The sequence below is a fragment of the Novosphingobium aromaticivorans DSM 12444 genome, from assembly GCF_000013325.1.
Taxonomy (GTDB): domain Bacteria; phylum Pseudomonadota; class Alphaproteobacteria; order Sphingomonadales; family Sphingomonadaceae; genus Novosphingobium; species Novosphingobium aromaticivorans.
The window spans coordinates 2,740,177-2,762,365 of the sequence record NC_007794.1; the positions used below are offsets into that span (position 1 = coordinate 2,740,177).

Consider the following 22,189-nt stretch of genomic DNA (forward strand, 5'->3'; position numbering starts at 1 on the left):
CCTGTGCATTGCGGACTTTATCTCGGCGCGCATTGTGATAAGAGCGCGCGCATCGTATATTTGGGCAAACTGCAGGAGAAAGCACTATAGCTCCCCCACCGCGGCGCATGATGGCGCCCCCCGTAAAGAGCGGGCCTCGCTACAACCAGATGATCAACGTGCCCAAGGTGCGCGTGATCGACGAGAACGGCGAGAACCTGGGTGTTATGTACACCCGCGAAGCGATCGAGCAGGCGGCCGATGTCGGACTCGACCTCGTTGAAGTTTCGCCCAACGCGGACCCGCCGGTCTGCAAGTTCCTCGATGTCGGCAAATTCCGCTACGAAGCGCAGAAGAAGGCCAACCTCGCCCGCAAGAGCCAGAAGACGCAGGAGATCAAGGAGATCAAGATGCGTCCGAACATCGATGACCACGACTACGAAACCAAGATGCGTAATGTCGTGAAGTTCATCGGTGAAGGCGACAAGGTGAAGATCACCCTGCGTTTCCGTGGCCGCGAACTTTCGCACCAGCAGCTGGGCATGAACCTGCTGCGCAAGGTGCAGGACGATGTGGCGGAAATCGCCAAGGTCGAAGCTTTCCCCCGCATGGAAGGTCGCCAGATGCTGATGGTCCTCGCGCCCAAGTAAGCGCGAAGCCGATCGCTGACGGAAGAAAAGGGCGCGCCGCCGGGTGCGCCCTTTTTCGTTGCAGCAGGTGCTTTCCTGCCCCGCGCTGCGGGATTTTACGGAGCTCGACTGGCGCGGTTCCCGCCGGGAACCCGAAGATCCACACCTGGGCGCGCGCCCTGCACGTTTCGGCGGATCGTCCAGAGCCGAAATCGCGGTTCCCGCGTTTGGGCCGCGGTTCGCCAAGAAACTCACAGGAGAAGTTCATGTCCCCATCGATCAAGATCGTTTCCGCCCTCGGCATGCTGACGGCATCGCTCGGTCTCGGCGGCTGCGCCACCAAGGGCTACGTCAACGAGCAGATCGCGACGGTCAACCAGCGCATCGATGGCGTCGAGCAGCGCCTCCAGGCGACTGACGGCGTGGCCCAGGCTGCCCGCAGCGAGGCCCAGGCCGCCAACGCCCAGGCGCAGACCAACACCCAGCGGATCGATCAGCTTGGAGCTCGCGTCGACGGCGTCGAGCAGCGCATGGTGGAAGCGCAGCGCAAGCGTCCGCGCAACTAACCGCAGATTTCTGCGTTGTCTCGTCCGTCGGCGCCGTTCACGCGCCGACGGACGTTTCATGTCTGGAGAGTTGACCGCCCGATGATTGCAGCATTCCTGGCACTGGCCGCCCTGACCGCGACGGTTCCCGCGACGGCGGCGCCAGCCTCTCCCGCGAAGGAGGCAACCGCTCCCGCGACGGCGCAAGGCGCCGCATCCGCGAAGGCCACGAAATCCACCAAGGCCAAGGCCCGCAGCCGTACAGGCAAGACGGGGACAAAGGCGGCAACGAAAGCCGCCGCGCCGATGACCCTCCCACCCGCCGCCGAACGCGTGCGCGAATGGGTTTCCGCCTCTGGCGACCACCACGGGCTGCCCTATGCGATCATCGACAAGAACGCTGCGGCGATGTTCCTGTTCGACGCCAAGGGCAATGCGCTTGGCTCCGGCCCAGTACTGATCGGCATCGCACCGGGCGACGATGCAACGCCGGGTGTCGGCAGCAAGAACCTTGCCGAGATCGGACCTGCGGAAAAAACGACGCCCGCAGGTCGCTACCTCGCCCGCTTTGGGGTCGCGGCAGGCAACCAGCGCGTGCTGTGGGTCGATTATGCGACCTCGGTCGCGCTCCATCCCATCCCGGGCAACAATCCCAAGGAGAAGCGCCGCCAGCGGATGCTTTCGCCCACGAGCGACGACAACCGCATCACCTTCGGCTGCATAAACGTGCCCAAGGCGCTCTATTCCGGAAAGCTGGTGCCGCAGTTCACCCGCAAGGGCGGATACGTCTACATCCTGCCCGACACCAAGCCGATCGAGCAGGTCTTCCCAGCGCTCTATGCACGGCCCGCGACCGTGGCCCCCGTCCCTGCCGCAAAGGCCGAGGAACTGACTGCCGCGACCCGGTAGGGCCGCTCATTCCGGATAGCAGAAGGAGGCCCGCCAAGGCCCCCTTCCCGTCTTGCCATTTGCAGCCGGCTCAGAACCGGAAGCGCCCGGTCACGCCGTAGGTACGCGGCTGGCTGGTATAGCCCGAGATCGACCCGGGCTGTGCCGGAGTGTCGAATACCGAGAGCAGATAGCGGTTGTTGGTGAGGTTGCGCCCCCACACCGTCAGTTCCAGGCCCATCTGCATCGCCCAGGTGATCGACGCGTTGGCCTCGTTCACCTCGCGCCGGAACGGCCGTGCCGCCGCCACCGCGATGCTGGTTCCCGCGTCGAGGAAGCCCGGAAGGCCCTCGACGATCTGAACCGGCGATTCATAGTGGAAATCGCCGCGCAGGATCAGGTGGTCGCCACCCGCGAACTCGTGGTCGTAGCTGGCGCCGAAGGTCGACGAAATCGCCGGAATGCCGGCCGGGCGCGTGTTGGACAGGTCGCCCACCGCCGAAAGCACGAAGCTGTCGTACTTGGGATCGAGGTAGGTCACGCCGACATTGAGCAGCCAGCCCTTGGCCGGCTTGACCGTGCCTTCGAACTCCAGGCCGCGCACCGACTGCTTGCCCGCATTGGCCAGCACGAAGCCCGAACCGGTGAAGGTGTTGGACTGGAAGCCATTGATGCGCTGGTCGAACGCGGCGACGTTGGCAGTGACGAGACCCCAGTCCGCCTTGAGCCCGATTTCATAGACGGTCGAACTTTCGGGTCCGGCAAAGCGGCTGCCATAGGTCTGGTTGACCACGGCCAACCCGCGCGAGGTCAATTGCTCGCGGTCGGCCTCGAACGGACGGCTGTCGCGCGAGAGGTTGATCGAGCTGGCCTTGAAGCCGGTCGCGTAGCTTGCATAGACGTTGATGTTGTCGGTCAGGTCATAGGCGACGCGGACGACATAAGTGAACTTGTCGTCGTTGGTCCGGCCCGGCTCGACAGCATTGGGCACCGCCAGGAACGGCGGCAGGAACTGCAGGTCCTGGAGCGCAAGCAGCGGATTGCCGACGGTCAGCGGATTGGCGTCTGCCGCCGCGTCGCTGGTGGAAAGGCGGGCGTTGAGCGCGGCAAAGCCGGCAGCCTGCGTTTGCAGCGTGGCGTAAACGTCGGGGTTGGCGCTGGCGAAGGCGGCGATCGCGAGCGGATCGGTCGTACCGAGCGCGGTCGAAATGAAGCCACGGCTCAGCGCGGTCCCGCCGATGTCCACCAGGTCGAGGCTGGAGAACACGTCGGACGTGTCGGCCGAGGCGGCGAAGCGCTTCTTGTCGTTGGTGTAGTTGATGCCGCCAGTCACGGTCAGGCGGTCGCCGATCTTGAAGTCCGCCTGGCCGAAGAAGGAGTAGGCCTCGTTCTTAAGGCGATAGCGCTCGTCGAGGCCCTGCCCTTCGGCGAAGAACTGCCCGGTGTAGTTGGTCCCGGTCAGGCCGCTGAACGTGGTCTCCAGGCTGGACAGCGACTGGGTGTTCGAGGTCAGGCCCCGGATGATGAAGTCGGCATAGCTGCGCGCGTCCGCACCCCAGGCGATGCGGCCCGTCTGGCGGATGTTCTCGTTGAAGTAGTAGCCGCCGACGAGAAAGTTCAGCGGGCCGTCCATGTTGGTGGCAACGCGCAGCTCCTGGGTGAAGGTGCGGATGCGCTGGTCGGCGGTATTCTGGCCGATGAGGTCGGCGCTGGAAAAGTCGGAGTCCTGGTTCGTCAGCGAATTGGACCGTCGGAACGCGGTGATCGACGTGAAGGTCAGCGGACCGAGGTCGTAATCGACCTGGCCGGAAGCGCCCCAGTTCTCGATCCGGTTGGTGGAATCGATATTGGAATAGACCTTGTTCGCGTAAATCTCGTCGGTGCCGTTGACCTGGCCACCCAGCGCCTGGACCGCCAGCGTCGCCGACGAGGGCTGGAGATTGACGACGCCGCAGCAGTTCTCGTCGATCTTGGAGTAATCGCCGATAAGGCGGACGCGGGCCTGGGCATTGGGCTCCCAAAGCGCCTGGCCGCGCAGGAACCAGCGATCGCGCTCGTTGGTCCGGTTGCCGGTGCCGAGGTCCTTGTTGTACCCGTCCCGCTTATTGAGACCGCCCGCCAGACTGACTGCGAGCTGGTCGGTGATCGGACCGGTGACCACGCCCTTGAGGACGACCGCGTCGTAATTGCCATAGCTCGCCTCGACATTGCCGCCGAAGTCGAACTTGGGCGCCTGCGTGACGATCGAGATGACGCCCACGCTGGCGTTCTTGCCGAACAGCGTCGACTGCGGGCCGCGCAGGACCTCGATGCGCTGAACGTCGGGGAAATCGCCGATCTGGGCGGCGGAGCGCGAACGGTAGACGCCGTCGATGAACACGCCGACCGATGGCTCGATCCCGGCATTGTTGGCGCCGTTGCCGAAGCCGCGGATGATGAAATTGGTCTGCGCGCTCGACTGGAGCTGGGTCACGCGCAGCGAGGGCACGACGCTGGTGAGATCCTTGAGATCGCGGATCTGGGCCTGCTCGAGCGTCCGCGCGCTGGTCACCGAAACGGCGACGGGAACGTCCTGAAGGGTCTGCTCGCGCTTGGTGGCGGTGACGATGATCTCGTTTCCGTCGGCCTGCGGCTCGGGCGCATCGGTCGCGGGCTGGGCCTCTTCGACGGGCCCGGCGTCCTGCGTGCGGGCCTGGGCGGTCGCCGAGAATGCAAGAGCAAGACCGCAGGCACCGACGAGAAGCGCGGCCTGGCCGGTGCGACCGGCAGAAATGGATTTCATGTGATTGCTTTTCCTCTTTTGACCCGGGCTTTGGCAGACTGTGATAGCCCCTTCACCTTGGCCGGAAGGACATCCTGTGTTTCCCTTCAGGTCTTTTAGGTGCCGGAAAAGATTGGAACAATCGCCGCCGCATGAAATGCTGCCCAATTGCATTGCATTTTCATGCCCTGTTGCAGGCCGGTCACAGTCTCGCCATCCGGCTGGACGATCGTTGTTCGAATCGTGCGCGGGAAGCGATTGCCGCGCAACGCGGCTCCACTGGATTCGCCGCACCTGCCGCAACGCGAACCCGTTGAATTCGGCTTGCTTGCCGCAGCGCGCGGCCTATTGGATTCGGCGTGCTTGCCGCAGCGCACAATGTCCTGTAAGCGCGCGCCGATATTCGGGCGGGCAAAGCTTGTGCCGAACGCCACCCGATTCCATTACGAAAGCCATTCCAATGTCGCTGCCCCTGCGCAACATCGCGATCATCGCACACGTCGACCACGGCAAGACCACGCTCGTGGACCAGCTCTTCCGCCAGTCCGGCACCTTCCGCGACAACCAGCGCGTCGAAGAGCGCGCGATGGACTCCAACGACCTCGAGAAGGAACGCGGGATCACCATTCTCGCGAAGTGCACCTCGGTCGAATGGACCTCGCCGACCTCGGGCGAGACCACCCGCATCAACATCGTCGACACCCCCGGCCACGCCGACTTCGGCGGCGAGGTCGAGCGCATCCTCTCGATGGTCGACGGCGTGATCCTGCTGGTCGACAGCTCGGAAGGCGCGATGCCGCAGACCAAGTTCGTCACCGGCAAGGCGCTCGCCCTCGGTCTCAAGCCGATCGTGGTGGTCAACAAGATCGACCGTCCCGACGGCCGCGCGCAGGAAGTGCTCGACGAGGTGTTCGACCTCTTCGTCAGCCTCGACGCCAACGACGAGCAGCTCGAATTCCCGGTGCTCTACGCTTCGGGCCGCAATGGCTACGCCTCGGACAACGAGGAAGCTCGTGAAGGCACGCTCGAGCCGCTGTTCGAGAAGATCGTCAGCCACGTGCCGGCGCCGAACCTCGACGTCGACGGTCCGTTCAGCTTCCTCGCCACCCTGCTCGACCGTGACAACTTCATGGGCCGCGTGCTGACCGGTCGCGTCCAGTCGGGCACGATCAAGGTCAACCAGCCGATCCACGCGCTCGACGCCGACGGCAAGGTGATCGAAGTGGGCCGCGCCTCCAAGCTGATGAGCTTCAACGGTCTTGATCGCGTGCCCGTCGAGGAAGCCAAGGCAGGTGACATCATCGCGCTTGCCGGCCTCGAAAAGGCCACCGTCGCCAACACCATCGCCGACCCCTCCGTGACCGAGCCGATCGCCTCGCAGCCGATCGATCCGCCGACCCTCGCCATGCGCTTCGCCGTGAACGACAGCCCGTTCGCCGGCCGCGAAGGCGACAAGGTGACCAGCCGCATGATCCGCGATCGCCTGCTGCGCGAGGCGGAAACCAACGTCGCCATCCGCGTGACGGAATCGGCTGACAAGGACAGCTTCGAAGTTGCCGGTCGCGGCGAACTCCAGCTCGGCGTGCTGATCGAGACCATGCGCCGCGAAGGCTTCGAGCTGGGCATCAGCCGCCCCCGCGTGCTGTTCCAGACCGACGAGAACGGCCAGCGCACCGAACCGTATGAAACCGTTGTTATCGACGTGGACGACGAGTTCTCCGGGACGGTCGTCGAGAAGATGCAGCGCCGCAAGGCCGAGCTTACCGACATGCGCCCGTCGGGTGCCGGCAAGACCCGCATCCTGTTCTCGGCGCCGTCGCGCGGCCTCATCGGCTACCACGGCGAGTTCCTTTCGGACACGCGCGGCACCGGCATCATGAACCGCCTGTTCGAGAAGTACGGCCCCCACAAGGGCCCGATCGAAGGCCGCCAGAACGGCGTGCTGATCTCGAACGGCACCGGCGAGGCCGTGGGCTACGCGCTCAACAGCCTCGAGGATCGTGGTATCCTGTTCGTGCGCCCGCAGGACAAGATCTACGAAGGCATGATCATCGGCGAGAACGCCAAGCCGGAAGACCTTGAAGTCAACCCGATGAAGTCCAAGCAGCTCACGAACTTCCGTTCGACGGGCAAGGACGACGCGATCCGCCTGACCCCGCCGAAGATCATGACGCTGGAACAGGCCATCGCCTACATCGACGACGACGAAATGGTCGAAGTCACGCCCAAGACCATCCGCCTGCGCAAGGCGATCCTCGATCCGAACGAACGCAAGAAGGCGTCGCGGAAGAAGGAAGCGGCATAACGAAACACGAAGGGCGGCCCTCACAGGCCGCCCTTCCTGCATTCAGCCCTTCAAATCCGGCCATCAATAGTCAGCCGCACCCCAGTTCCTAGGCGGATTGCGGTTGCCTTCCTGCATCTGTCCGCGGGCCTGCTGCTGGCGCGGAATTTCGGCGGCCATCTGCCTCGGCGCCTCGAAGACCTCCCTGCCCATGTAGCGGTCGAACTCCTCGACGAAGCGGCGAGTCAGGCGCTGGTCGTCTTGCGGCGAGATCGCCTTGCGCAGCTCCGGAAAGCGCTCGCCTTCCTCCGCGTAGACGTGATGCAGCACCGCGCCCCGGATATGGCCGAGCTTGTCTCGCCACTCCTGCCCCATAGGGTCGAGCGTCTCGAGCCCGCCCATCTCGATGCGTGTCATTGCGTGCTCCTCATAGGACATGCCGGCGGAGGTCCTGCTGTCCTCGTTCGCCATCGCCGGATAGAGTACGGCCTCTTCGGCATTGGCGTGGGCGGTGAGCATCATGGCGAGATCGCGCAGCGCGGCGCGGCGTTCAGCCACCGACGCGGCGTTCAGCGCCAGTTCGAAGCAGGCCTCGATGCGGCGATGATGCTCGAGCGCCTGCGAAAGCCAGTCTCCCGGCTTTGCGAGCGCCTGCGCCCGCTCGCGGGCCTGGCGCCGGTCCTCGGCGCTTTCGGGCGGGGTCAATGCGGACATGACCTTGTCGAAAAAGGACATTTCACGAACTCCTGTGCTGGATCGGCCCCATTGGAGCGGGCGAGCACGACACCGGTTCCTCCTGCAAATGCCCGGCGCGACCGGACGTGCCGCGCGCGCCACGGACGGCGCATTTCGACAACGGCGTGACCGCGCTCTCTCGCCAAGGCAGCGATAGCGGGCTATGGGGCCGCGGATGAGTTCCGCGAAGACCGCCCCCGCCGTCCCATCGTTCCCGACCGAGGTCGCAGGCCTGCGGGTTGCGCTGTTCAGCGGCAACTACAACTACGTGCGCGACGGGGCGAACCAGGCGCTCAACCGGCTGGTCGGCTACCTCCTGCGCCAGGGCGCGGACGTCCGGGTCTATGCGCCCAAGGTGGAAGAGCCCGCCTTCCCCGCCACCGGGACGCTTGTCGGCGTTCCCTCGTTCGCGATCCCCGGCCGGGCCGAATATCGCTTCCCCCTCGCGCTCAGCCCGCGTGTGCGCCGCGATCTGGCAGCGTTCGATCCCCACGTCGTCCACGTATCCTCGCCAGACGTGGTGGCACACCGGGCGGTGTCCTGGGCGCGTCGGCGCGGCCTGCCGATCCTGGCCTCGGTCCACACCCGGTTCGAAACCTACTTCCGCTACTACAACATGGCCTGGCTCGAACCGGTGATCGAGGCGCTGATGCGCCGCTTCTACCGCCGCTGCGACGCACTGGTGGCCCCGTCGGAATCGATGGCGCAAGTGCTTCGCGACCAGCGCATGAACTACGACATCGATATCTGGTCGCGCGGGGTAGACCGCGACATCTTCCATCCCGGCGCGCGCAGCCTCGAATGGCGACGCGAGCTGGGCATTGCCGATGACGAAGTCGTGGTCGGCTTCCTTGGCCGACTGGTGATGGAAAAGGGGCTCGACGTCTTCTCGGACTCGATCGACCAGCTCGCGCGGCGCGGCGTCAGGCACCGGGTGCTGGTGGTGGGCGAAGGCCCCGCGCATGACTGGTTCGCCGCGCGCCTGCCGCAGGCGGTCTTCGCCGGGTTCCAGGGCGGAGCAGACCTTGGCCGCGCGGTTGCCAGCATGGACGTGCTGTTCAACCCTTCGGTCACCGAAACCTTCGGCAACGTCACGCTCGAGGCGATGGCCTGCCGCGTTCCGGTCGTTGCGGCGGCCGCCACCGGCAGCCAGAGCCTTGTCGACGACAACGTTTCCGGCCGCCTCATCGCGCCGGGCGCGGTGCGGCAGTTTGCCGAGGCGCTGCGCTGCTATGTCGAGGACGCGGACTTGCGCGGCCGGCACGGTGCGGCGGGCGAGGAACGCAGCCTCGACTTCTCGTGGGACCGCATAAACCAGGCGGTTGCCGACACCTACCTGCGGCTCGTCCGGCAGAAGGCGATCCGCAGCAGGCGCCGCTAGCGCAGGACGCCCGCCTCGGCCATGCGCCGCGCGTAGGCAAGCTGGAACACCAGAGCGACAAGGATCGCCAGGGCAATGCCATAGGCGCCCGGCCCCTTCATTGCCGACGGCATTTCACTGCCGAAGTGCTGGTAGCCCTGCGTCACGACGAATCCGGCAAGCGAGACGATGAACGCCCTCGCCGCGTGGCGCGAGCGGAGCAGCAGCAGGATCGACCCCGCCAGCGAGCCCCAGACGCCGAGCGCCCAGAACACGCTGAGCCAGGCCGGCAGGCTCTCCACATAGGCAAGGACGCCCTCGCCCATCGAGGCCGCGTAGCCCGCCGGGTCCAGCTTCGTCATCGCATAGTCGACGCAGCCGAAGCTGTTCCAGATCAGGCCGACCGTGCCGACGATCCAGAGATGGCCGGGCGTCCGGGGTGCATGGCTTGCATGAGTTGCATGGGTCGTTTCCTGCATGGCGCCTCTCCCCTTGCGCTGCGGGGAGAGGATACCACGGGCATTGATGTCGTCAAAGTGCCGCGAAAGGGCGGACTCGTGCAACATCAAAGCCTTTCGATCCGGCGCGCGGCCTCGTCGAGGATGTCGGCGATGGCATGGGCCGTCTCGGTGTCGAAACCTTCGGCCATGGCGCGATTGCGCAGCACGGCGTGAAGATTGCCCATCGCGCGGCGTACCGGCGGACTGGCCGAGCGCTCACCCTGGTCGCCCAGTGCCTTGAGCCGCGCGACGATGGCGTCGAGTTCGTCGCTCCTGCCATCGAGCTCGGTGCGGCCCGCATCGGTTGCGGCAAACGCCTTGCGCGGGCCGTCGCCGGCTTCCTCGGCAATCAGCCCTTCGTCCACCAGCAGGCTGAGCGTCGGATAGACCACACCGGGGCTGGGCGCATATTCGCCGCCGGCCAGTTCGCCCACCGCACGGATCAGGTCATAGCCGTGGCGCGGCTGCTGGGCGACAAGGTGCAGAAGCAGCAGGCGAAGCTCGCCGCCGGCGAACATCCGCCCGCCGCGCCGGCCCCTGCCGCCGCCCCCGCCATGACCGCCAAAGCCACGCCCTTCGCCGAAGGGCCCGCCTTCGCCAAAGGGACCGCCGCCGAAGCGCCCGCCCATCATCGCCATCATCCTGGCGGCACGCCGATCAAACCCGGCGCCGTTCCGGCCGCAATTGTCGCGGCCACGTTCGAAATGCATGTGCATGTTCCTTTTCATGATGGCTCTAAGATATATCTTAATTGCGATCATGCAAGAGGCTGATGCAATTTTCCGCGCAGGCACCTATTTCCGCAGGGATGGCAGACCTCTTCGCCCCGCCTCCGCAGGATCGCCCGCCGCCCGAAGCCTCGGCGGAAGGACCGCTGGCCGACCGGCTGCGCCCGCGCGACCTGTCGGAAATCATCGGGCAGGACCACCTGACCGGGCCGGACGGCGCCATCGGGCGGATGGTCGCGGCAGGCAAGCTTACCTCGATGATCCTGTGGGGGCCGCCGGGCACCGGCAAGACCAGCATCGCCCGCCTGCTCGCCGAGGCGGTGGGCATGCGCTACGTCGCGATCAGCGCCGTGTTCTCGGGCGTTGCGGACCTCAAGAAGGCCTTTGCAGAGGCAGAGGCGATGGCACTTGCGGGGCGGCGAACCCTGCTGTTCGTCGACGAGATCCACCGCTTCAACCGCGCCCAGCAGGACGGCTTCCTGCCCTTCGTGGAAAACGGCACCGTCACGCTCGTCGGCGCGACGACCGAGAACCCGAGCTTCGCCCTCAACGCCGCACTTCTTTCCCGGGCACAGGTACTGATCCTGCATCGGCTCGATGCGGCGGCGCTGGGCACACTTCTCGACCGGGCCGAGGACGTCACCGGCCTTCGCCTTCCCCTCACCCCGCCCGCGCGCGAGGCGCTGGTCGCCTCGGCCGATGGCGACGGGCGTTTCCTGCTGAACCAGGCGGAGATGCTGTTCGACGTATCGCTGCCCGCGCCGCTCGATCCCGAAGGCCTCGGCAAGTTCCTGATGCGGCGGGTCGCTGTCTACGACAAGGACCGCGAAGGGCACTACAACCTGATCTCGGCGCTGCACAAATCGGTGCGCGGTTCCGATCCGCAGGCGGCGCTCTATTATCTCGCGCGAATGCTCGTCGCGGGCGAGGAACCGCTCTACCTGCTGCGCCGCATGGTGCGCATGGCGGTGGAGGACATCGGCCTCGCCGATCCGCAGGCACTCGTCCAGTGCCTTGCCGCCAAGGATGCCTACGAGTTCCTCGGCAGTCCGGAAGGCGAACTCGCCATCGTCCAGGCGCTGCTGTACCTTGCCACCGCGCCCAAATCCAACGCCGCCTATGCCGCGCACAAGGCGGCGTGGAAGTCCGCGCGCGAGACGGGCTCGCTCATGCCTCCCGCCAACATCCTCAACGCGCCGACCAAGCTGATGAAGGACATCGGCTACGGCAAGGGCTATGCCTACGACCACAACGCCGAGGACGGGTTTTCGGGCGCGAACTACTGGCCCGATGGCATGGCGCCGCAGACTTACTACACCCCGGTCGAGCGTGGGTTCGAGCGCGAGGTTCTGAAACGCCTCGAATGGTGGGACCGCAAGCGCCGCGAGCGCGAGGGCGGATGAACCCGGGGCGTTTCGGGCATTTCGTCGCGATCGACTGGTCGGGCGCCGCGGGCGAGCGCCACAAGGGCATCGCGGTGGCCATGGCCGCGCGCGGGGATGCGGCACCCGCCATGGTTCGCCCTTCGCACCGCTGGTCGCGCGAGGAAGTGCTGCGGTTCCTGGACGAAGAGCTGCCGGACGACGCGCTGGTAGGCATGGACCTTGGCATATCGCTGCCCTTCGCGGACCGGGGCGCGTTTTTTCCGGGGCTCGCCGAAAGCCCGGCGACGGCACGCGACCTGTGGGCTTCGATCGACGCGATCTGCGCTGACGATCCGCATCTTGGCGTCACCTCGTTTGTCGACCACCCCGCGTTCTCTGCCTATTTCCGCCGCCACGGCGGGCGCGAGGGCGCACGGTTCGGCGGCGGGCAGGGACGCTTCCGCACGACGGAGGCGGCACAGCGGCGGATGGGGTGCAAGCCCTATTCGAACTTCAACCTCGTCGGCGCGGCGCAAGTCGGCAAGTCGAGCCTTTCGGGGATGCGGCTGCTGCACAGGCTTCGCGGGGCGGCGAGCGTCTGGCCTGTCGATCCCCTGCCCGCGCGCGGTCCGGTCCTCTGCGAAATCTACACGACCATCGCCGCCATGGCCGCCGGGCGCACGGCCTCGCGCTCGAAGATGCGATCGGCGGGCGAACTCGATGATGCGCTCGCGCGCCTGGGCTCCGAGCCATCAGGGCTGGCCGGCCCGCTCGACGATCACACCTGCGACGCCATCGTGACGGCGGCGTGGCTTCGCCGCGCCGCCCCTAACCCCCGGCTCTGGTCTCCCCGCGAACTTACACCCGAAATCGCGCGAACGGAGGGCTGGACCTTCGGTGCCGTCTGAGGCTAGGGAACAGCGACAAGCCGGCTTAGCTCAGTTGGTAGAGCACCTGATTTGTAATCAGGGGGCCACGGGTTCGAATCCTGTAGCCGGCACCATTCCCCGATCGATCGCACCGACTTTGCACGCGCGTGCCCTGCGTCCGCGGGACTTCAGGGATCATGTCTCGCGCGCAACGTAACAAATGTTAAGTCGAGACTTGCTCCGCAAGTGCAGGTCTGGGACAAGGCGCGATGACCGGAAATGGGACAGCCGCGGCGATGCTGCTGGAAACGCGGACCGCGTGCATCGAACTCGCGGCGGCGATTCGCGCGCGCCATGAAGCGGAAGTGCCTTCCTGTTCGCAACAGGAACTGGCCGCGATGGACCTTCTGGAACAGATTTCCGAACTTTTGGGTACTATCGGACTGAACTCTTAGTCCATTCCGAAAGCCGCAGAAATCCTTGACCATGTTAACTTAAGATATAATCTTCACGTAACCGCGATTAGTTAATATTCGCTCATTTTCCTATCAATTTCAACCGTTTGCATTTGCAAATCTGCGTTTTAATCCGCATGGATTATCTCGGGGTTGGACTGGGAATGCGAAGGTATGAACAAAAATGATCGAGATCGGCTCGCCACTATAAGCGCAATGCTCGGCGAACTCCTCGCCACCACCGGCGAGGGCGAGAAGGCAGAGCCAACTGCCGAGCAACTGCTCCATGAAGCAAGGGCGAAGATAGCGGCTCGCCGCCGCCGTCAGGAACTGTTCCCCGGGATCCAGGTCGCGGACCCCGCGTGGGACCTGCTCCTGGAACTGTTCGTGCACCGCTGCGAAGGGCGTCGGATATCGGTGACCGGCCTTGGCCTCAGCGCCAACGTGCCCGGCGCGACCGTGCTTCGCTGGCTTGCGATGTTCCACGACAGCGGCCTGATCGTCCGCGAACCCGACCCGCAGGACCGCCGCCGCATCTGGGTGCACCTGACGGACGAAGGGCGCGACCGCGTGGTCAAGGCGCTTGTCGTCATGCTTGCGCCGGAACAGCGCGAGACCTTCCGGTTGCCGCAGCTCGCTGCCTGAGCGGGCTGCGGCGCGCCATGCGTCAGCCGCGTCCGCGGTAAGGCGCAACCCCTTGATCCGGAAGCCAAAGACCGGCCGGCGGCGGACCCGATTGCCAGAACACGTCAATCGGAATTCCGCCGCGCGGGTACCAGTAGCCACCGATGCGCAGCCATTGCGGCTTCATCTCGTCGAACAGGCGCTGGCCGATGCCGACGGTCACGTCCTCGTGGAAGCCGGCATGGTTGCGAAACGATCCGAGGAACAGCTTCAAGGCCTTTGATTCCACGATGCATTCACCGGGCGCATAATCGATCACGAGGTGTGCGAAGTCGGGCTGGCCGGTGACCGGGCAGAGCGAGGTGAATTCGGGCGCAGCAAAGCGGATCATGTAAAGCGCGCCGGGACGCGGATTGGCCACGTAATCGAGCACAGCCTCGTCCGGAGAAGCTGGCAAGCTGCTGTTTTGTCCGAGGAAAAGTGGTGTATTTGCCATGACGACCGCCTTGTGACCTGAACGGCACCTAAAAGCACCTGACGGCACCGAAATGCACCTTGGCGCACCCCGAAGCCCTTCTGTTGCGCGCCCAATGCACCGGTCGCAGCCGCAGGGCAAGTGAGCCGATCATGCCCATCGGTTCATCGACGATTAAACCACCCGCGCCTTGTCCGGGTTCCATGATGAGGACCACGGGGCACTTTCCGACAACCCTTGCCGCGCTTGCGCTGACCGCCGCCGCCGTCACCGCGACCGGCGCGCGCGCACAGAATGCCGGCTCATACCAGTTGCCGCCTGCGCCCACGCCCTCGGCCACGGCGCAAGGCCCGGTCGTCCCCGGCTCGCCGCCACCGCGCGTCGCCACGACCGACGCGCCCACCGTAGAGACTCCCCCTCCCCAGGCTGCCCCGCCTCCGGTGATCGCCGCGCCCACTCCGACCTCGGCCCCGACTGCCCGGCCTTCCCCCCGACCCCGGCCCGCCATGACGGCGCAGCCAATGCCGGCGCCGACAACCTCGACAACCGCGCTTCCCGCGCCGAGTCCGAGCCCGACCGGCGCGGCGGCTCTTCCGCCGCCACTGACCCAGCCGACCCTCGACACCCCCGCCCTTGCGCCCCCGCCACTTGCCCCCGCCCCCGAGCCAGCGAGCAATCCGCTGCCGTGGATCGCGGGCTTCCTGCTGGCCCTCGGGGCGGTCGTTGGCTGGTTGCTGCTGCGCCGCAGGCAGACGCTGGCCGAGGCGGAGCCGGAGTTCGAACGGCCCGTCGTGGCCGGCAAGACCGCTTCGCCAGCCCCAGCCCCAGCCGAGCCCGAGCCCAAATCCGCTCCAGCGCCTCGACCGGCCCCGACAGCGCCCTCGGTGTCACCAGCGGCGGCGATGCAGCCCCTCGACATGCACCTTCACGCGGCGCGGATGAGCGCGAGCCTCGTCAATGCGACGCTGGCCTATCGCCTGCTGATTACCGCCGACGAGGACGTGACCGACCTTGTCGTGCGTGGCGACATGGTTTCGGCCCACGCATCGCGCCCCGCGGAGGAACAGCTTGGCCTGTCGGATGCGCCAACACTGCATCGGGTGGACCGGATGAGCGTCGGAGAAACGCTGGAACTTTCAGGAGAAATCCGCCTTCCGCTGGCCGCGATCACCCCGATCCGGCATGGCGACGCGGCGCTGTTCGTACCGTTGGTGCGGATCGAGGCCCTCGGGCTTTCGGCAAGCGGAAAGCCGGTGAAACTGAGAGCCGCTTTCGTCATCGGGCTGGACGAGGGACAGGCGGGGACGCGGCTCCAGCCCTTCCGCCTCGACCTTGGCCCGAGGGTGTACCAGCAGGTCGGACAGCGCGCCCTGCCCGTCCCGGCGTTTGCCTGAAGGCGCGTCCCGGGATGATGCGCGCATCGGCCCTTTTACGGCTCGACGGTCCCGAACAGGCGGTCTAGTCTGCCAGGCACGAACCCGCGCAAAGACGGGTCGCGCATGCAGCAGGCAGGAGCACAGGCTAAGATGGATTCGCTGGTTTCGACCCAGTGGCTCGCGAACGAAATGGGCGCGAGCGACCTCCGTATCGTCGACGCAACGGCGTTCCTGCCGGAGCACGGCCGCAACGCCCTGCTGGAATACGAGGCCTGCCATATCCCCGGCGCGGTGTTCATGGACCTTGCGGACCTTGTCGATTCGGCATCCGCCGTGCCGAACACCCTGCCCCCGGCCGAGAAATTCGCCAGCAGGATGCAGGCCCTGGGCCTTGGCGACGGCAGCCGCGTCGTGATCTACGACGACAGCCCGATCAAGTCCGCCACCCGCGCCTGGTTCATGCTGACGATGTTCGGGGCGCAGAACGTGGCGCTGCTCGACGGCGGCATCGCCAAGTGGAAAGCGGAAGGCCGCAAGTGCGCCCAGGGCCGCGAAACCTTGCGCGCCCGCCACTTCACCGTGTGGTCCGATCAGAGCCACGTGCGCACCAAGGGCGATGTCCTCGCCAATCTGGACACCAAGGCCGAACAGGTGGTCGACGCGCGGGGCGCGGGCCGCTTTACCGGCGAGATGGCGGAAACCAATCCGGCCGTGGCGAGCGGGCACATCCCCGGTGCGCGCAACGTGCCCTATTCCAGCCTGTTCAACGCCGACGGCACGTGGAAATCGCCCGACGCGATCCGCGCTATCTTCGAGGCGGCGGGAGTCGATCTTTCGCGTCCACTGATCTCGTCGTGCGGATCGGGCATGACCGCCAACGTGGTGATCTTCGCCCTGCACCTGATCGGCAAGGACGACGTATCGCTCTATGACGGATCGTGGAGCGAATGGGGGGTCGATCCCGAAACGCCCAAGGCGACTGGACCGGCGTGAGAAACTTCCCCGGGGGCTGAAGCCGCAGGGAAGCAGTCGAAACTGGTGGGCATTGCTGCTAACAGCGGGCCGATGAGCAGTTCCGACAACATGAGCGATCTGGGGCCCGGCACGCGCGGCGTGCTTGCGGGGCGGCGGGAAGAGTGGACGGGCACGCCCGATCATCCCGGGGCCGTGGTCAATCCTGCCGTATGGCGCGCATCGACGCATCTCTACCCGGACATGGCGGCGCTGCGGGCGCATCCGGCCAACGAGGACGGGCGGTTCTATTACGGACGGCGCGGCGCCCCGACGCAGTGGGCGCTGGCCGAGGCGTTGACGCAGATCGAACCGGGCGCGGCAGGGACCGTGCTCTATCCATCGGGCGTCGCGGCAATCGCGGGCGTACTGCTGACAATGCTGCGACCGGGCGACGTGCTGCTGATGACGGACAACGCCTATGAACCGAGCCGCGTGATGGCACGAGGGTTGCTCAGGGATTTCGGCGTGGAGACGCGCTGGTTCGATCCGACGAGCATTGGCGCCTTCGAGGCCGCCTGCTGCGACAGGACGAAGGCGGTGCTGCTGGAAAGCCCCGGCAGCCTGACCATGGAAGTGCAGGACGTGCCCGCGCTGGCGGCTGCGGCGAAGGCGCGCGGGATCGTCAGCGTGCTGGACAACACGTGGGCATCGCCGCTGGGATTTGCGGGTCTTTCGCACGGCGTCGACATCGTGGCGATGAGCCTGACCAAGCATGTGTCCGGCCATTCCGATTGCATGATGGGCAGCGCCAGCGCGGGACCGGACTGGTATCGCAAGCTGCGCCTGCGCTCGCAGGGACTGGGGCTGGTGGTTTCGCCCGACGATGCCTCGCTGATGCTGCGCGGCCTCAGGACCATGAAGATGCGGCTTGAGGCGGAGACCGCTTCGGCGCTGGCCATCGCCGGGTGGCTGGAGGGACGGCCCGAGGTGGCGCGGGTGCTGTGCCCGATGCTGCCGGGATCGCCCGGCCACGAGTTGTGGGCGCGCGACTTTGCCGGCGGCTGCGGGCTGTTCAGCTTTGTCCTGAAGGGCGGCAGCAGCGCGGCGCGCGATGCGCTGATCGATGCGCTTGCGCTGTTCGGCATCGGCTATTCGTGGGGCGGGTTCGAGAGCCTGGCGACACCGGTCGATCCGGCATCGATCCGCACGGCGAGCGCGTGGCCGCTGGCGGGCATGGCGATGGAGGACCGCTTCGGCGTGCGGCTTTCGATCGGGCTGGAGGACACCGCCGACCTCATCGCGGACATCGAGCAGGCGCTTGGCGCGTGGAGGGCGGCGCTGTGATCCACAACCTGGAGAAAGTGCACCGCGAGGGGCGGAAGCTGGCCCGCGCGCTGGACAAGATCGGGTTCGACATCGGTCACTACCACGTGTCGGCCTGGAACGCGACGAAAGTGGTGCTGGTCCTTATCGCCGTGATCCTTGTCGCGCGGCTGGGAAGCAGGCTGACGCGGCGGATCTTCGCGCGCATGTCGAGCCTCGATCGGACGCAGCAGGTGCTGGGCGAGAAGCTTGCCTCGATCGCGATCTGGGCACTTGCCCTGTTCGTCGGCATCGACCTGCTGGGGATCAGCCTGACCGCCCTGACGGTGTTTTCCGGCGCGTTCGGCCTGGCCATCGGCTTTGGCCTGCAGAAGACGTTCGGCAACCTGATCGCCGGGATCATCCTGCTGATGGACCGTTCGATCAAGCCGGGCGACGTGATCGCGGTGAACGACGGCAAGGGCAGTTCGTTCGGCGAGGTCAAGAAGATCGGCATCCGGGCGGTATCGGTGACGACGCGCGACAACCGCGAGTATCTGATTCCGAACGAAAACCTGATGACGCAGCAGGTGGAGAACTGGTCCTATTCCTCGCGCGAGGTGGCGATCAACATTCCGGTCAGCGTCGCATATGGCTCGGACCTCGACCAGGTCGAGAAGCTGCTCCTGGAGGCGGTGGGCGCAAGCCCGCGCGCGCTGTCGTTCCCCTCGCCCGGCGTATTGCTGAGCGCGTTCGGCCCGAGCAGCATCGACATGTCGCTGGTGGTATGGATCGACGATCCGGAAGCGGGCGTGGGCAACGTGCGCTCGGACATCCTGAAGAAGGTCTGGCGCCTGTTCCGCGACAACGGCGTGCAGATTCCCTTCCCGCAAAGCGACCTGAACCTCAAGGATAGCGATGGTCTGCGGGTGTTGGCGGAAGCTTTGCGAGGCCGGATCGACGCTCCTGATGCCTCCAATTCCCGAGAACCACCGTCACCCTGAACTTGTTTCAGGGTCGATGCCTGATGCGGCGCCGTGGTTGGCTGAGAGCGCAACCTGCGGGCATAGTGGCAAGGCGCTAACCACCGTATTGTGCCGATGGATGGACCCTGAAACAAGTTCAGGGTGACGGTGACTTTCGGATTGAGCGCCCCTGCCGCTAAAGATCATCTAGGCGGGGGGAAAAGCATTCTCGCTGGTGACTTGATGGCTCTGCGCCCATCTGCGCCGGATGAGCAATTCTTCTTCGAGAATCGGGACAGTCCATCTCGTGGGCGCGGGTCCGGGCGATGCCGACCTCCTCACGCTGCGCGCGGCGCGGCTGGTGATGAATGCCCGCGTGCTGGTGCACGACGGGCTGGTGGATCCTTCGATCCTGGCGATGGCGCCCAAGGGTTGCCGGATGATCTCCGTCGCCAAGAGCCGGTCGCGCCACACCATGAAGCAGGGCGAGATCAACGCCCTGCTGGTGCGCGAGGCGCTGGCGGGCAACGACGTGGTACGTCTCAAGGGCGGCGATCCGTTCGTGTTCGGGCGCGGCGGAGAGGAAGCGGAAGACTGCCTTGCGGCGGGCGTTCCGGTTCAGGTCGTGCCCGGAGTGAGCGCCGCAATGGGCGCGGCGGCAGCGGCGATGATCCCTCTCACCCACCGCGAGAGCGCGAGCATCGTGAGCTTCGTCGCGGGCCAGTGCAAGGGCCTGACCGACCAGAACTGGGCCGGCCTTGCAGGGGTTGGCAGGACGCTGGTGATCTATATGGGCGTCGCCACTTCGGAAGCGATTGCCGAAAAGCTGATGGCGGACGGGCTGGCGCCCGAGATGCCGGTGGCCGTGGTGGAAAATGCCGCACGGCCGCAGATGCGCGTGCTGCGCGGGACGCTGGCGGGCCTCGGGTGCCTGGTGGCGGACAACAAGGTCAGGAGCCCTGCCCTCATCGTGATCGGTGAAGTGGCAGGCCGGGGAGACATGATGGAATTGAGACAAGTTTTGGAGGCCGCGCGATGAAGATCATCACCGGGAACGACCTGCGCACCGGAGACGTGATCTGGTGGACCGGCGAAGGCTGGTCGCGCCACGTCAACGATGCGGTGGAGGCGGGCGAGCACGCCGAGGCGATCATCGCGCGCGAGAACGCCAAGCAGATCGTGACGGACACGCACGTGATCGACGCGGAACAGACCGCCGATGGCGTCCGCCCCGCGCACATCAAGGACCGCATTCGCGCCCTCGGGCCCACGGTCCGCCTCGACCTTTCCCTCAAGCCTGCCGACCCTGCCGCCGGCAACTGGGTGATCTGAGATGTATCAGTACGACAGCTATGACCAGGCAATGGTCGATGCCCGCGTCGCCGAATTCCGCGACCAGGTGCAGCGGCGCCTTGCCGGCGACATCACCGAGGACCAGTTCAAGCCGCTGCGCCTGAAGAACGGCCTCTATCTCCAGCTTCATGCCTACATGCTGCGCGTGGCTGTGCCCTATGGCACGCTGAACAGCCGGCAGATGCGCATGCTGGGCGACATCGCGGACAAGTACGACCGCGGATACGGCCACTTCACCACGCGCCAGAACATCCAGTACAACTGGATCAAGCTGGAAGACGCGCCCGACATCCTGGCGGACCTCGCCTCGGTCGAGATGCACGCGATCCAGACCAGCGGCAACTGCATCCGCAACACCACCGCCGACCAGTTCGCCGGTGCCGCGGCCGACGAGCTGGTCGATCCGCGCCCCTATGCCGAACTGCTGCGCCAGTGGTCGACGTTCCATCCGGAGTTCGACTACCTGCCGCGCAAGTTCAAGATCGCGATCATCGGCAGCGAAACCGACCGCGCGGCGATGAAGCTGCACGACATCGGCATCCAGCTCGTGAAGAACGACGCGGGCGAGATCGGCTGCCGGTTCTACGTCGGTGGCGGCATGGGCCGCACGCCGATGATCGCCCCGGTGATCGGCGACTTCGTGCCGCCGCTGCAGATGATCTCCTATGCCGAGGCCTGCCTGCGCGTGTACAACCGCTATGGCCGCCGCGACAACAAGTACAAGGCGCGCATCAAGATCCTCGTCCACGAGATCGGCGCCGATGAATATCGCCGCCAGGTCGAGGAAGAGTTCAAGCACATCCTGACGCTGGGCCTCGAGCCGCCTGCCGCCGAACTGGAGCGCATCAAGGGCTTCTTCGAGCAGCCGGGCTTCGATGCCAACGCATCGGACGAGCTGGACCTGTCCGATCCCGACTTCGCACTGTGGGTGGACCAGAACGTCCATGCCCACAAGGCCAAGGGCTATGCCATCGTCAACATCAGCCTGAAGCCGGTCGGCGGCATTCCGGGCGATGCGACGGCCGACCAGATCCGCCTTATGGCGGACCTCGCGCTCGAGCATTCGTTCGACGAGCTGCGCGTTACCCATGCGCAGAACATCGTCCTGCCGCACGTGAAGAAGGCGGACCTCCATGCGATCTGGCAGAAGCTGGACGCGGCGGGCCTGGCGAATGCGAACCTCGACCTGATCGGCGACATCATCGCTTGCCCGGGCCTCGACTATTGCAGCCTTGCCAATGCCCGTTCGATCCCGGTGGCGCAGAAGATTTCGGAGCGCTTCGCAGACCTCGGCCGCCAGCGCGAGCTGGGCGAGCTGAAGCTGAAGATCTCGGGCTGCATCAACGCCTGCGGACATCACCACGCCGGCCACATCGGCATCCTCGGCGTCGACCGCAAGGGCGTGGAGAACTACCAGCTCCTGCTCGGCGGGTGCGAGGGCGCGGATACCTCGCTCGGCACGATCACCGGCCCCGGCTTCAACGAGGACGGGATCGTGGATGCGGTCGAAAAGGCCACTGACGTCTATCTCGCCCAGCGCGCCGAAGGGGAACGCTTCGTCGACACCTATCGCCGCATCGGCATGGCCCCGTTCAAGGAGGCAATCTATGGTTGAGCAGAACCTGCGTTTCCGGGGCGATGAACCGGTGGCCGATCCGGCCGTGACCGTCGACGCCTTTGCCGAGCAGACCAACGCGACCGCCGTACGGATCGAGCCGGGCGACGATGCCCGCGAACTGCTGCCGCATCTTGACCGGCTGAGCCTCGTGGAAGTGAACTTCCCGGCTTATACCGACGGACGCGGCTATTCGGCGGCGCGCATCCTGCGCGAGCATGGCTATGCCGGCGAACTGCGGGCGGTGGGCGACGTGCTGGTCGACCAGCTTTCGCACATGCGCCGCTGCGGCTTCGACAGCTTCGCGCCCGACCAGCCGATCAGCCAGGAAGCCGCCGAGAAGGCCTTCGCGACCAGGCCGGAGGTCTACCAGAAGACCGTCGACGGGCGCCCGGCCATCTGGGCGAAGCGTCACCCGGCCTGAGCCG

General features: G+C 66.0%; 23 protein-coding genes and 1 tRNA gene. 18 read left to right on the plus strand and 6 right to left on the minus strand.

Features of this window, described 5'->3' with window-relative positions; translation table 11 throughout:
• Window positions 1–107 precede the first annotated feature (107 nt).
• From infC to SARO_RS12790, 3 genes are all read left to right on the plus strand, one after another.
• Complete coding sequence (gene infC, locus SARO_RS12780; protein ID WP_011446180.1) at window positions 108–629, plus strand: translation initiation factor IF-3; 522 nt, start codon at window positions 108–110, stop codon at window positions 627–629.
• A 245-nt stretch (window positions 630–874) separates the two neighbouring features.
• Window positions 875–1,174, plus strand: a complete 300-nt coding sequence (locus SARO_RS12785; protein ID WP_011446181.1) for a hypothetical protein — start codon at window positions 875–877, stop codon at window positions 1,172–1,174.
• 81 nt (window positions 1,175–1,255) lie between these two features.
• Window positions 1,256–2,062 carry a L,D-transpeptidase gene (locus SARO_RS12790; RefSeq protein ID WP_011446182.1) on the plus strand — a complete coding sequence of 269 codons (807 nt, stop codon included), beginning with the start codon at window positions 1,256–1,258 and terminating at the stop codon, window positions 2,060–2,062.
• Window positions 2,063–2,132: 70 nt separating this feature from the next.
• On the opposite strand, the gene SARO_RS12795 is transcribed toward SARO_RS12790, so the two are convergent.
• The gene (locus tag SARO_RS12795) at window positions 2,133–4,823 is read right to left on the minus strand and encodes a TonB-dependent receptor (protein ID WP_011446183.1); all 2,691 of its coding nucleotides are present in this window, start codon (window positions 4,821–4,823) and stop codon (window positions 2,133–2,135) included.
• 95 nt (window positions 4,824–4,918) lie between these two features.
• Window positions 4,919–5,236 (minus strand): hypothetical protein, encoded by a 318-nt coding sequence (locus SARO_RS12800; RefSeq protein ID WP_041550356.1) that lies wholly within the window; start codon window positions 5,234–5,236, stop codon window positions 4,919–4,921.
• Between the two features lie 26 nt (window positions 5,237–5,262).
• On the opposite strand from SARO_RS12800, the gene typA reads away from it, so the two are divergent.
• Window positions 5,263–7,107 (plus strand): translational GTPase TypA, encoded by a 1,845-nt coding sequence (typA, locus tag SARO_RS12805; RefSeq protein ID WP_011446184.1) that lies wholly within the window; start codon window positions 5,263–5,265, stop codon window positions 7,105–7,107.
• Between the two features lie 63 nt (window positions 7,108–7,170).
• Here typA and SARO_RS12810 read toward each other — a convergent pair whose 3' ends face one another.
• Complete coding sequence (locus tag SARO_RS12810; protein ID WP_011446185.1) at window positions 7,171–7,821, minus strand: hemerythrin domain-containing protein; 651 nt, start codon at window positions 7,819–7,821, stop codon at window positions 7,171–7,173.
• A gap of 175 nt (window positions 7,822–7,996) precedes the next feature.
• On the opposite strand from SARO_RS12810, the gene SARO_RS12815 reads away from it, so the two are divergent.
• Window positions 7,997–9,202: a glycosyltransferase family 4 protein gene (locus SARO_RS12815; protein WP_011446186.1), complete on the plus strand. Its 1,206-nt coding sequence runs from the start codon at window positions 7,997–7,999 to the stop codon at window positions 9,200–9,202.
• Here SARO_RS12815 and SARO_RS12820 read toward each other — a convergent pair.
• Window positions 9,199–9,660: a hypothetical protein gene (locus SARO_RS12820; RefSeq protein WP_041551169.1), complete on the minus strand. Its 462-nt coding sequence runs from the start codon at window positions 9,658–9,660 to the stop codon at window positions 9,199–9,201. The genes SARO_RS12815 and SARO_RS12820 overlap by 4 nt on opposite strands.
• An 86-nt stretch (window positions 9,661–9,746) precedes the next feature.
• The gene (locus SARO_RS12825) at window positions 9,747–10,409 is read right to left on the minus strand and encodes a PadR family transcriptional regulator (RefSeq protein ID WP_234007360.1); all 663 of its coding nucleotides are present in this window, start codon (window positions 10,407–10,409) and stop codon (window positions 9,747–9,749) included.
• An 80-nt stretch (window positions 10,410–10,489) separates the two neighbouring features.
• Between SARO_RS12825 and SARO_RS12830 the strand changes: the two genes are divergently transcribed.
• From SARO_RS12830 to SARO_RS12850, 5 genes are all read left to right on the plus strand, one after another.
• Window positions 10,490–11,812, plus strand: coding sequence for a replication-associated recombination protein A (locus SARO_RS12830; RefSeq protein ID WP_041550358.1), 1,323 nt, complete (start codon window positions 10,490–10,492; stop codon window positions 11,810–11,812).
• Complete coding sequence (locus SARO_RS12835; RefSeq protein ID WP_011446190.1) at window positions 11,809–12,681, plus strand: hypothetical protein; 873 nt, start codon at window positions 11,809–11,811, stop codon at window positions 12,679–12,681. Before SARO_RS12830 ends, SARO_RS12835 begins: the two co-directional genes overlap by 4 nt.
• Window positions 12,682–12,700: 19 nt before the next feature.
• A tRNA-Thr gene (locus tag SARO_RS12840) sits at window positions 12,701–12,776 on the plus strand.
• 162 nt (window positions 12,777–12,938) lie between these two features.
• Window positions 12,939–13,097 carry a hypothetical protein gene (locus SARO_RS12845; protein WP_157042434.1) on the plus strand — a complete coding sequence of 53 codons (159 nt, stop codon included), beginning with the start codon at window positions 12,939–12,941 and terminating at the stop codon, window positions 13,095–13,097.
• A gap of 216 nt (window positions 13,098–13,313) precedes the next feature.
• Window positions 13,314–13,742, plus strand: coding sequence for a hypothetical protein (locus SARO_RS12850; RefSeq protein ID WP_049759390.1), 429 nt, complete (start codon window positions 13,314–13,316; stop codon window positions 13,740–13,742).
• Window positions 13,743–13,764: 22 nt separating this feature from the next.
• On the opposite strand, the gene queF is transcribed toward SARO_RS12850, so the two are convergent.
• The gene (gene queF / locus SARO_RS12855) at window positions 13,765–14,217 is read right to left on the minus strand and encodes a preQ(1) synthase (RefSeq protein WP_041550362.1); all 453 of its coding nucleotides are present in this window, start codon (window positions 14,215–14,217) and stop codon (window positions 13,765–13,767) included.
• A gap of 182 nt (window positions 14,218–14,399) precedes the next feature.
• On the opposite strand from queF, the gene SARO_RS21065 reads away from it, so the two are divergent.
• The 8 genes from SARO_RS21065 (at window position 14,400) to SARO_RS12900 (ending at window position 22,185) form a co-directional block, all read left to right on the plus strand.
• Window positions 14,400–15,590: a hypothetical protein gene (locus SARO_RS21065; RefSeq protein WP_143004859.1), complete on the plus strand. Its 1,191-nt coding sequence runs from the start codon at window positions 14,400–14,402 to the stop codon at window positions 15,588–15,590.
• Between the two features lie 132 nt (window positions 15,591–15,722).
• Window positions 15,723–16,565, plus strand: a complete 843-nt coding sequence (gene sseA / locus SARO_RS12870) for a 3-mercaptopyruvate sulfurtransferase (RefSeq protein ID WP_041550367.1) — start codon at window positions 15,723–15,725, stop codon at window positions 16,563–16,565.
• A gap of 72 nt (window positions 16,566–16,637) precedes the next feature.
• A complete protein-coding gene (metC, locus tag SARO_RS12875) occupies window positions 16,638–17,870 on the plus strand; it encodes a cystathionine beta-lyase (protein WP_011446196.1) in 1,233 nt (410 codons plus the stop codon).
• Window positions 17,867–18,832, plus strand: coding sequence for a mechanosensitive ion channel family protein (locus SARO_RS12880; RefSeq protein ID WP_011446197.1), 966 nt, complete (start codon window positions 17,867–17,869; stop codon window positions 18,830–18,832). The genes metC and SARO_RS12880 overlap by 4 nt, the downstream gene beginning before the upstream one ends.
• 229 nt (window positions 18,833–19,061) lie before the next feature.
• On the plus strand, window positions 19,062–19,832 hold the full coding sequence (cobA, locus tag SARO_RS12885) for a uroporphyrinogen-III C-methyltransferase (protein WP_011446198.1): 771 nt from the start codon (window positions 19,062–19,064) through the stop codon (window positions 19,830–19,832).
• Window positions 19,829–20,125, plus strand: coding sequence for a DUF2849 domain-containing protein (locus SARO_RS12890; RefSeq protein ID WP_011446199.1), 297 nt, complete (start codon window positions 19,829–19,831; stop codon window positions 20,123–20,125). The genes cobA and SARO_RS12890 overlap by 4 nt, the downstream gene beginning before the upstream one ends.
• 1 nt (window position 20,126) lies before the next feature.
• Complete coding sequence (locus SARO_RS12895; RefSeq protein WP_011446200.1) at window positions 20,127–21,761, plus strand: nitrite/sulfite reductase; 1,635 nt, start codon at window positions 20,127–20,129, stop codon at window positions 21,759–21,761.
• Complete coding sequence (locus SARO_RS12900; RefSeq protein ID WP_011446201.1) at window positions 21,754–22,185, plus strand: DUF934 domain-containing protein; 432 nt, start codon at window positions 21,754–21,756, stop codon at window positions 22,183–22,185. Before SARO_RS12895 ends, SARO_RS12900 begins: the two co-directional genes overlap by 8 nt.
• Window positions 22,186–22,189 lie beyond the last annotated feature (4 nt).

What these genes read in the sequence shown, in the direction of transcription:
- infC (WP_011446180.1), top strand. Translation starts at nt 108, where the DNA reads ATGATGGCGCCCCCCGTAAAGAGCGGGCCTCGCTACAACCAGATGATC.
- SARO_RS12785 (WP_011446181.1), top strand. Translation starts at nt 875, where the DNA reads ATGTCCCCATCGATCAAGATCGTTTCCGCCCTCGGCATGCTGACGGCA.
- SARO_RS12790 (WP_011446182.1), top strand. Translation starts at nt 1,256, where the DNA reads ATGATTGCAGCATTCCTGGCACTGGCCGCCCTGACCGCGACGGTTCCC.
- SARO_RS12795 (WP_011446183.1), bottom strand. Translation starts at nt 4,823, where the DNA reads ATGAAATCCATTTCTGCCGGTCGCACCGGCCAGGCCGCGCTTCTCGTC.
- typA (WP_011446184.1), top strand. Translation starts at nt 5,263, where the DNA reads ATGTCGCTGCCCCTGCGCAACATCGCGATCATCGCACACGTCGACCAC.
- SARO_RS12810 (WP_011446185.1), bottom strand. Translation starts at nt 7,821, where the DNA reads ATGTCCTTTTTCGACAAGGTCATGTCCGCATTGACCCCGCCCGAAAGC.
- SARO_RS12815 (WP_011446186.1), top strand. Translation starts at nt 7,997, where the DNA reads ATGAGTTCCGCGAAGACCGCCCCCGCCGTCCCATCGTTCCCGACCGAG.
- SARO_RS12820 (WP_041551169.1), bottom strand. Translation starts at nt 9,660, where the DNA reads ATGCAGGAAACGACCCATGCAACTCATGCAAGCCATGCACCCCGGACG.
- SARO_RS12825 (WP_234007360.1), bottom strand. Translation starts at nt 10,409, where the DNA reads ATGAAAAGGAACATGCACATGCATTTCGAACGTGGCCGCGACAATTGC.
- SARO_RS12830 (WP_041550358.1), top strand. Translation starts at nt 10,490, where the DNA reads ATGGCAGACCTCTTCGCCCCGCCTCCGCAGGATCGCCCGCCGCCCGAA.
- SARO_RS12835 (WP_011446190.1), top strand. Translation starts at nt 11,809, where the DNA reads ATGAACCCGGGGCGTTTCGGGCATTTCGTCGCGATCGACTGGTCGGGC.
- SARO_RS12845 (WP_157042434.1), top strand. Translation starts at nt 12,939, where the DNA reads ATGCTGCTGGAAACGCGGACCGCGTGCATCGAACTCGCGGCGGCGATT.
- SARO_RS12850 (WP_049759390.1), top strand. Translation starts at nt 13,314, where the DNA reads ATGCTCGGCGAACTCCTCGCCACCACCGGCGAGGGCGAGAAGGCAGAG.
- queF (WP_041550362.1), bottom strand. Translation starts at nt 14,217, where the DNA reads ATGGCAAATACACCACTTTTCCTCGGACAAAACAGCAGCTTGCCAGCT.
- SARO_RS21065 (WP_143004859.1), top strand. Translation starts at nt 14,400, where the DNA reads ATGATGAGGACCACGGGGCACTTTCCGACAACCCTTGCCGCGCTTGCG.
- sseA (WP_041550367.1), top strand. Translation starts at nt 15,723, where the DNA reads ATGGATTCGCTGGTTTCGACCCAGTGGCTCGCGAACGAAATGGGCGCG.
- metC (WP_011446196.1), top strand. Translation starts at nt 16,638, where the DNA reads ATGAGCAGTTCCGACAACATGAGCGATCTGGGGCCCGGCACGCGCGGC.
- cobA (WP_011446198.1), top strand. Translation starts at nt 19,062, where the DNA reads ATGAGCAATTCTTCTTCGAGAATCGGGACAGTCCATCTCGTGGGCGCG.
- SARO_RS12890 (WP_011446199.1), top strand. Translation starts at nt 19,829, where the DNA reads ATGAAGATCATCACCGGGAACGACCTGCGCACCGGAGACGTGATCTGG.
- SARO_RS12895 (WP_011446200.1), top strand. Translation starts at nt 20,127, where the DNA reads ATGTATCAGTACGACAGCTATGACCAGGCAATGGTCGATGCCCGCGTC.
- SARO_RS12900 (WP_011446201.1), top strand. Translation starts at nt 21,754, where the DNA reads ATGGTTGAGCAGAACCTGCGTTTCCGGGGCGATGAACCGGTGGCCGAT.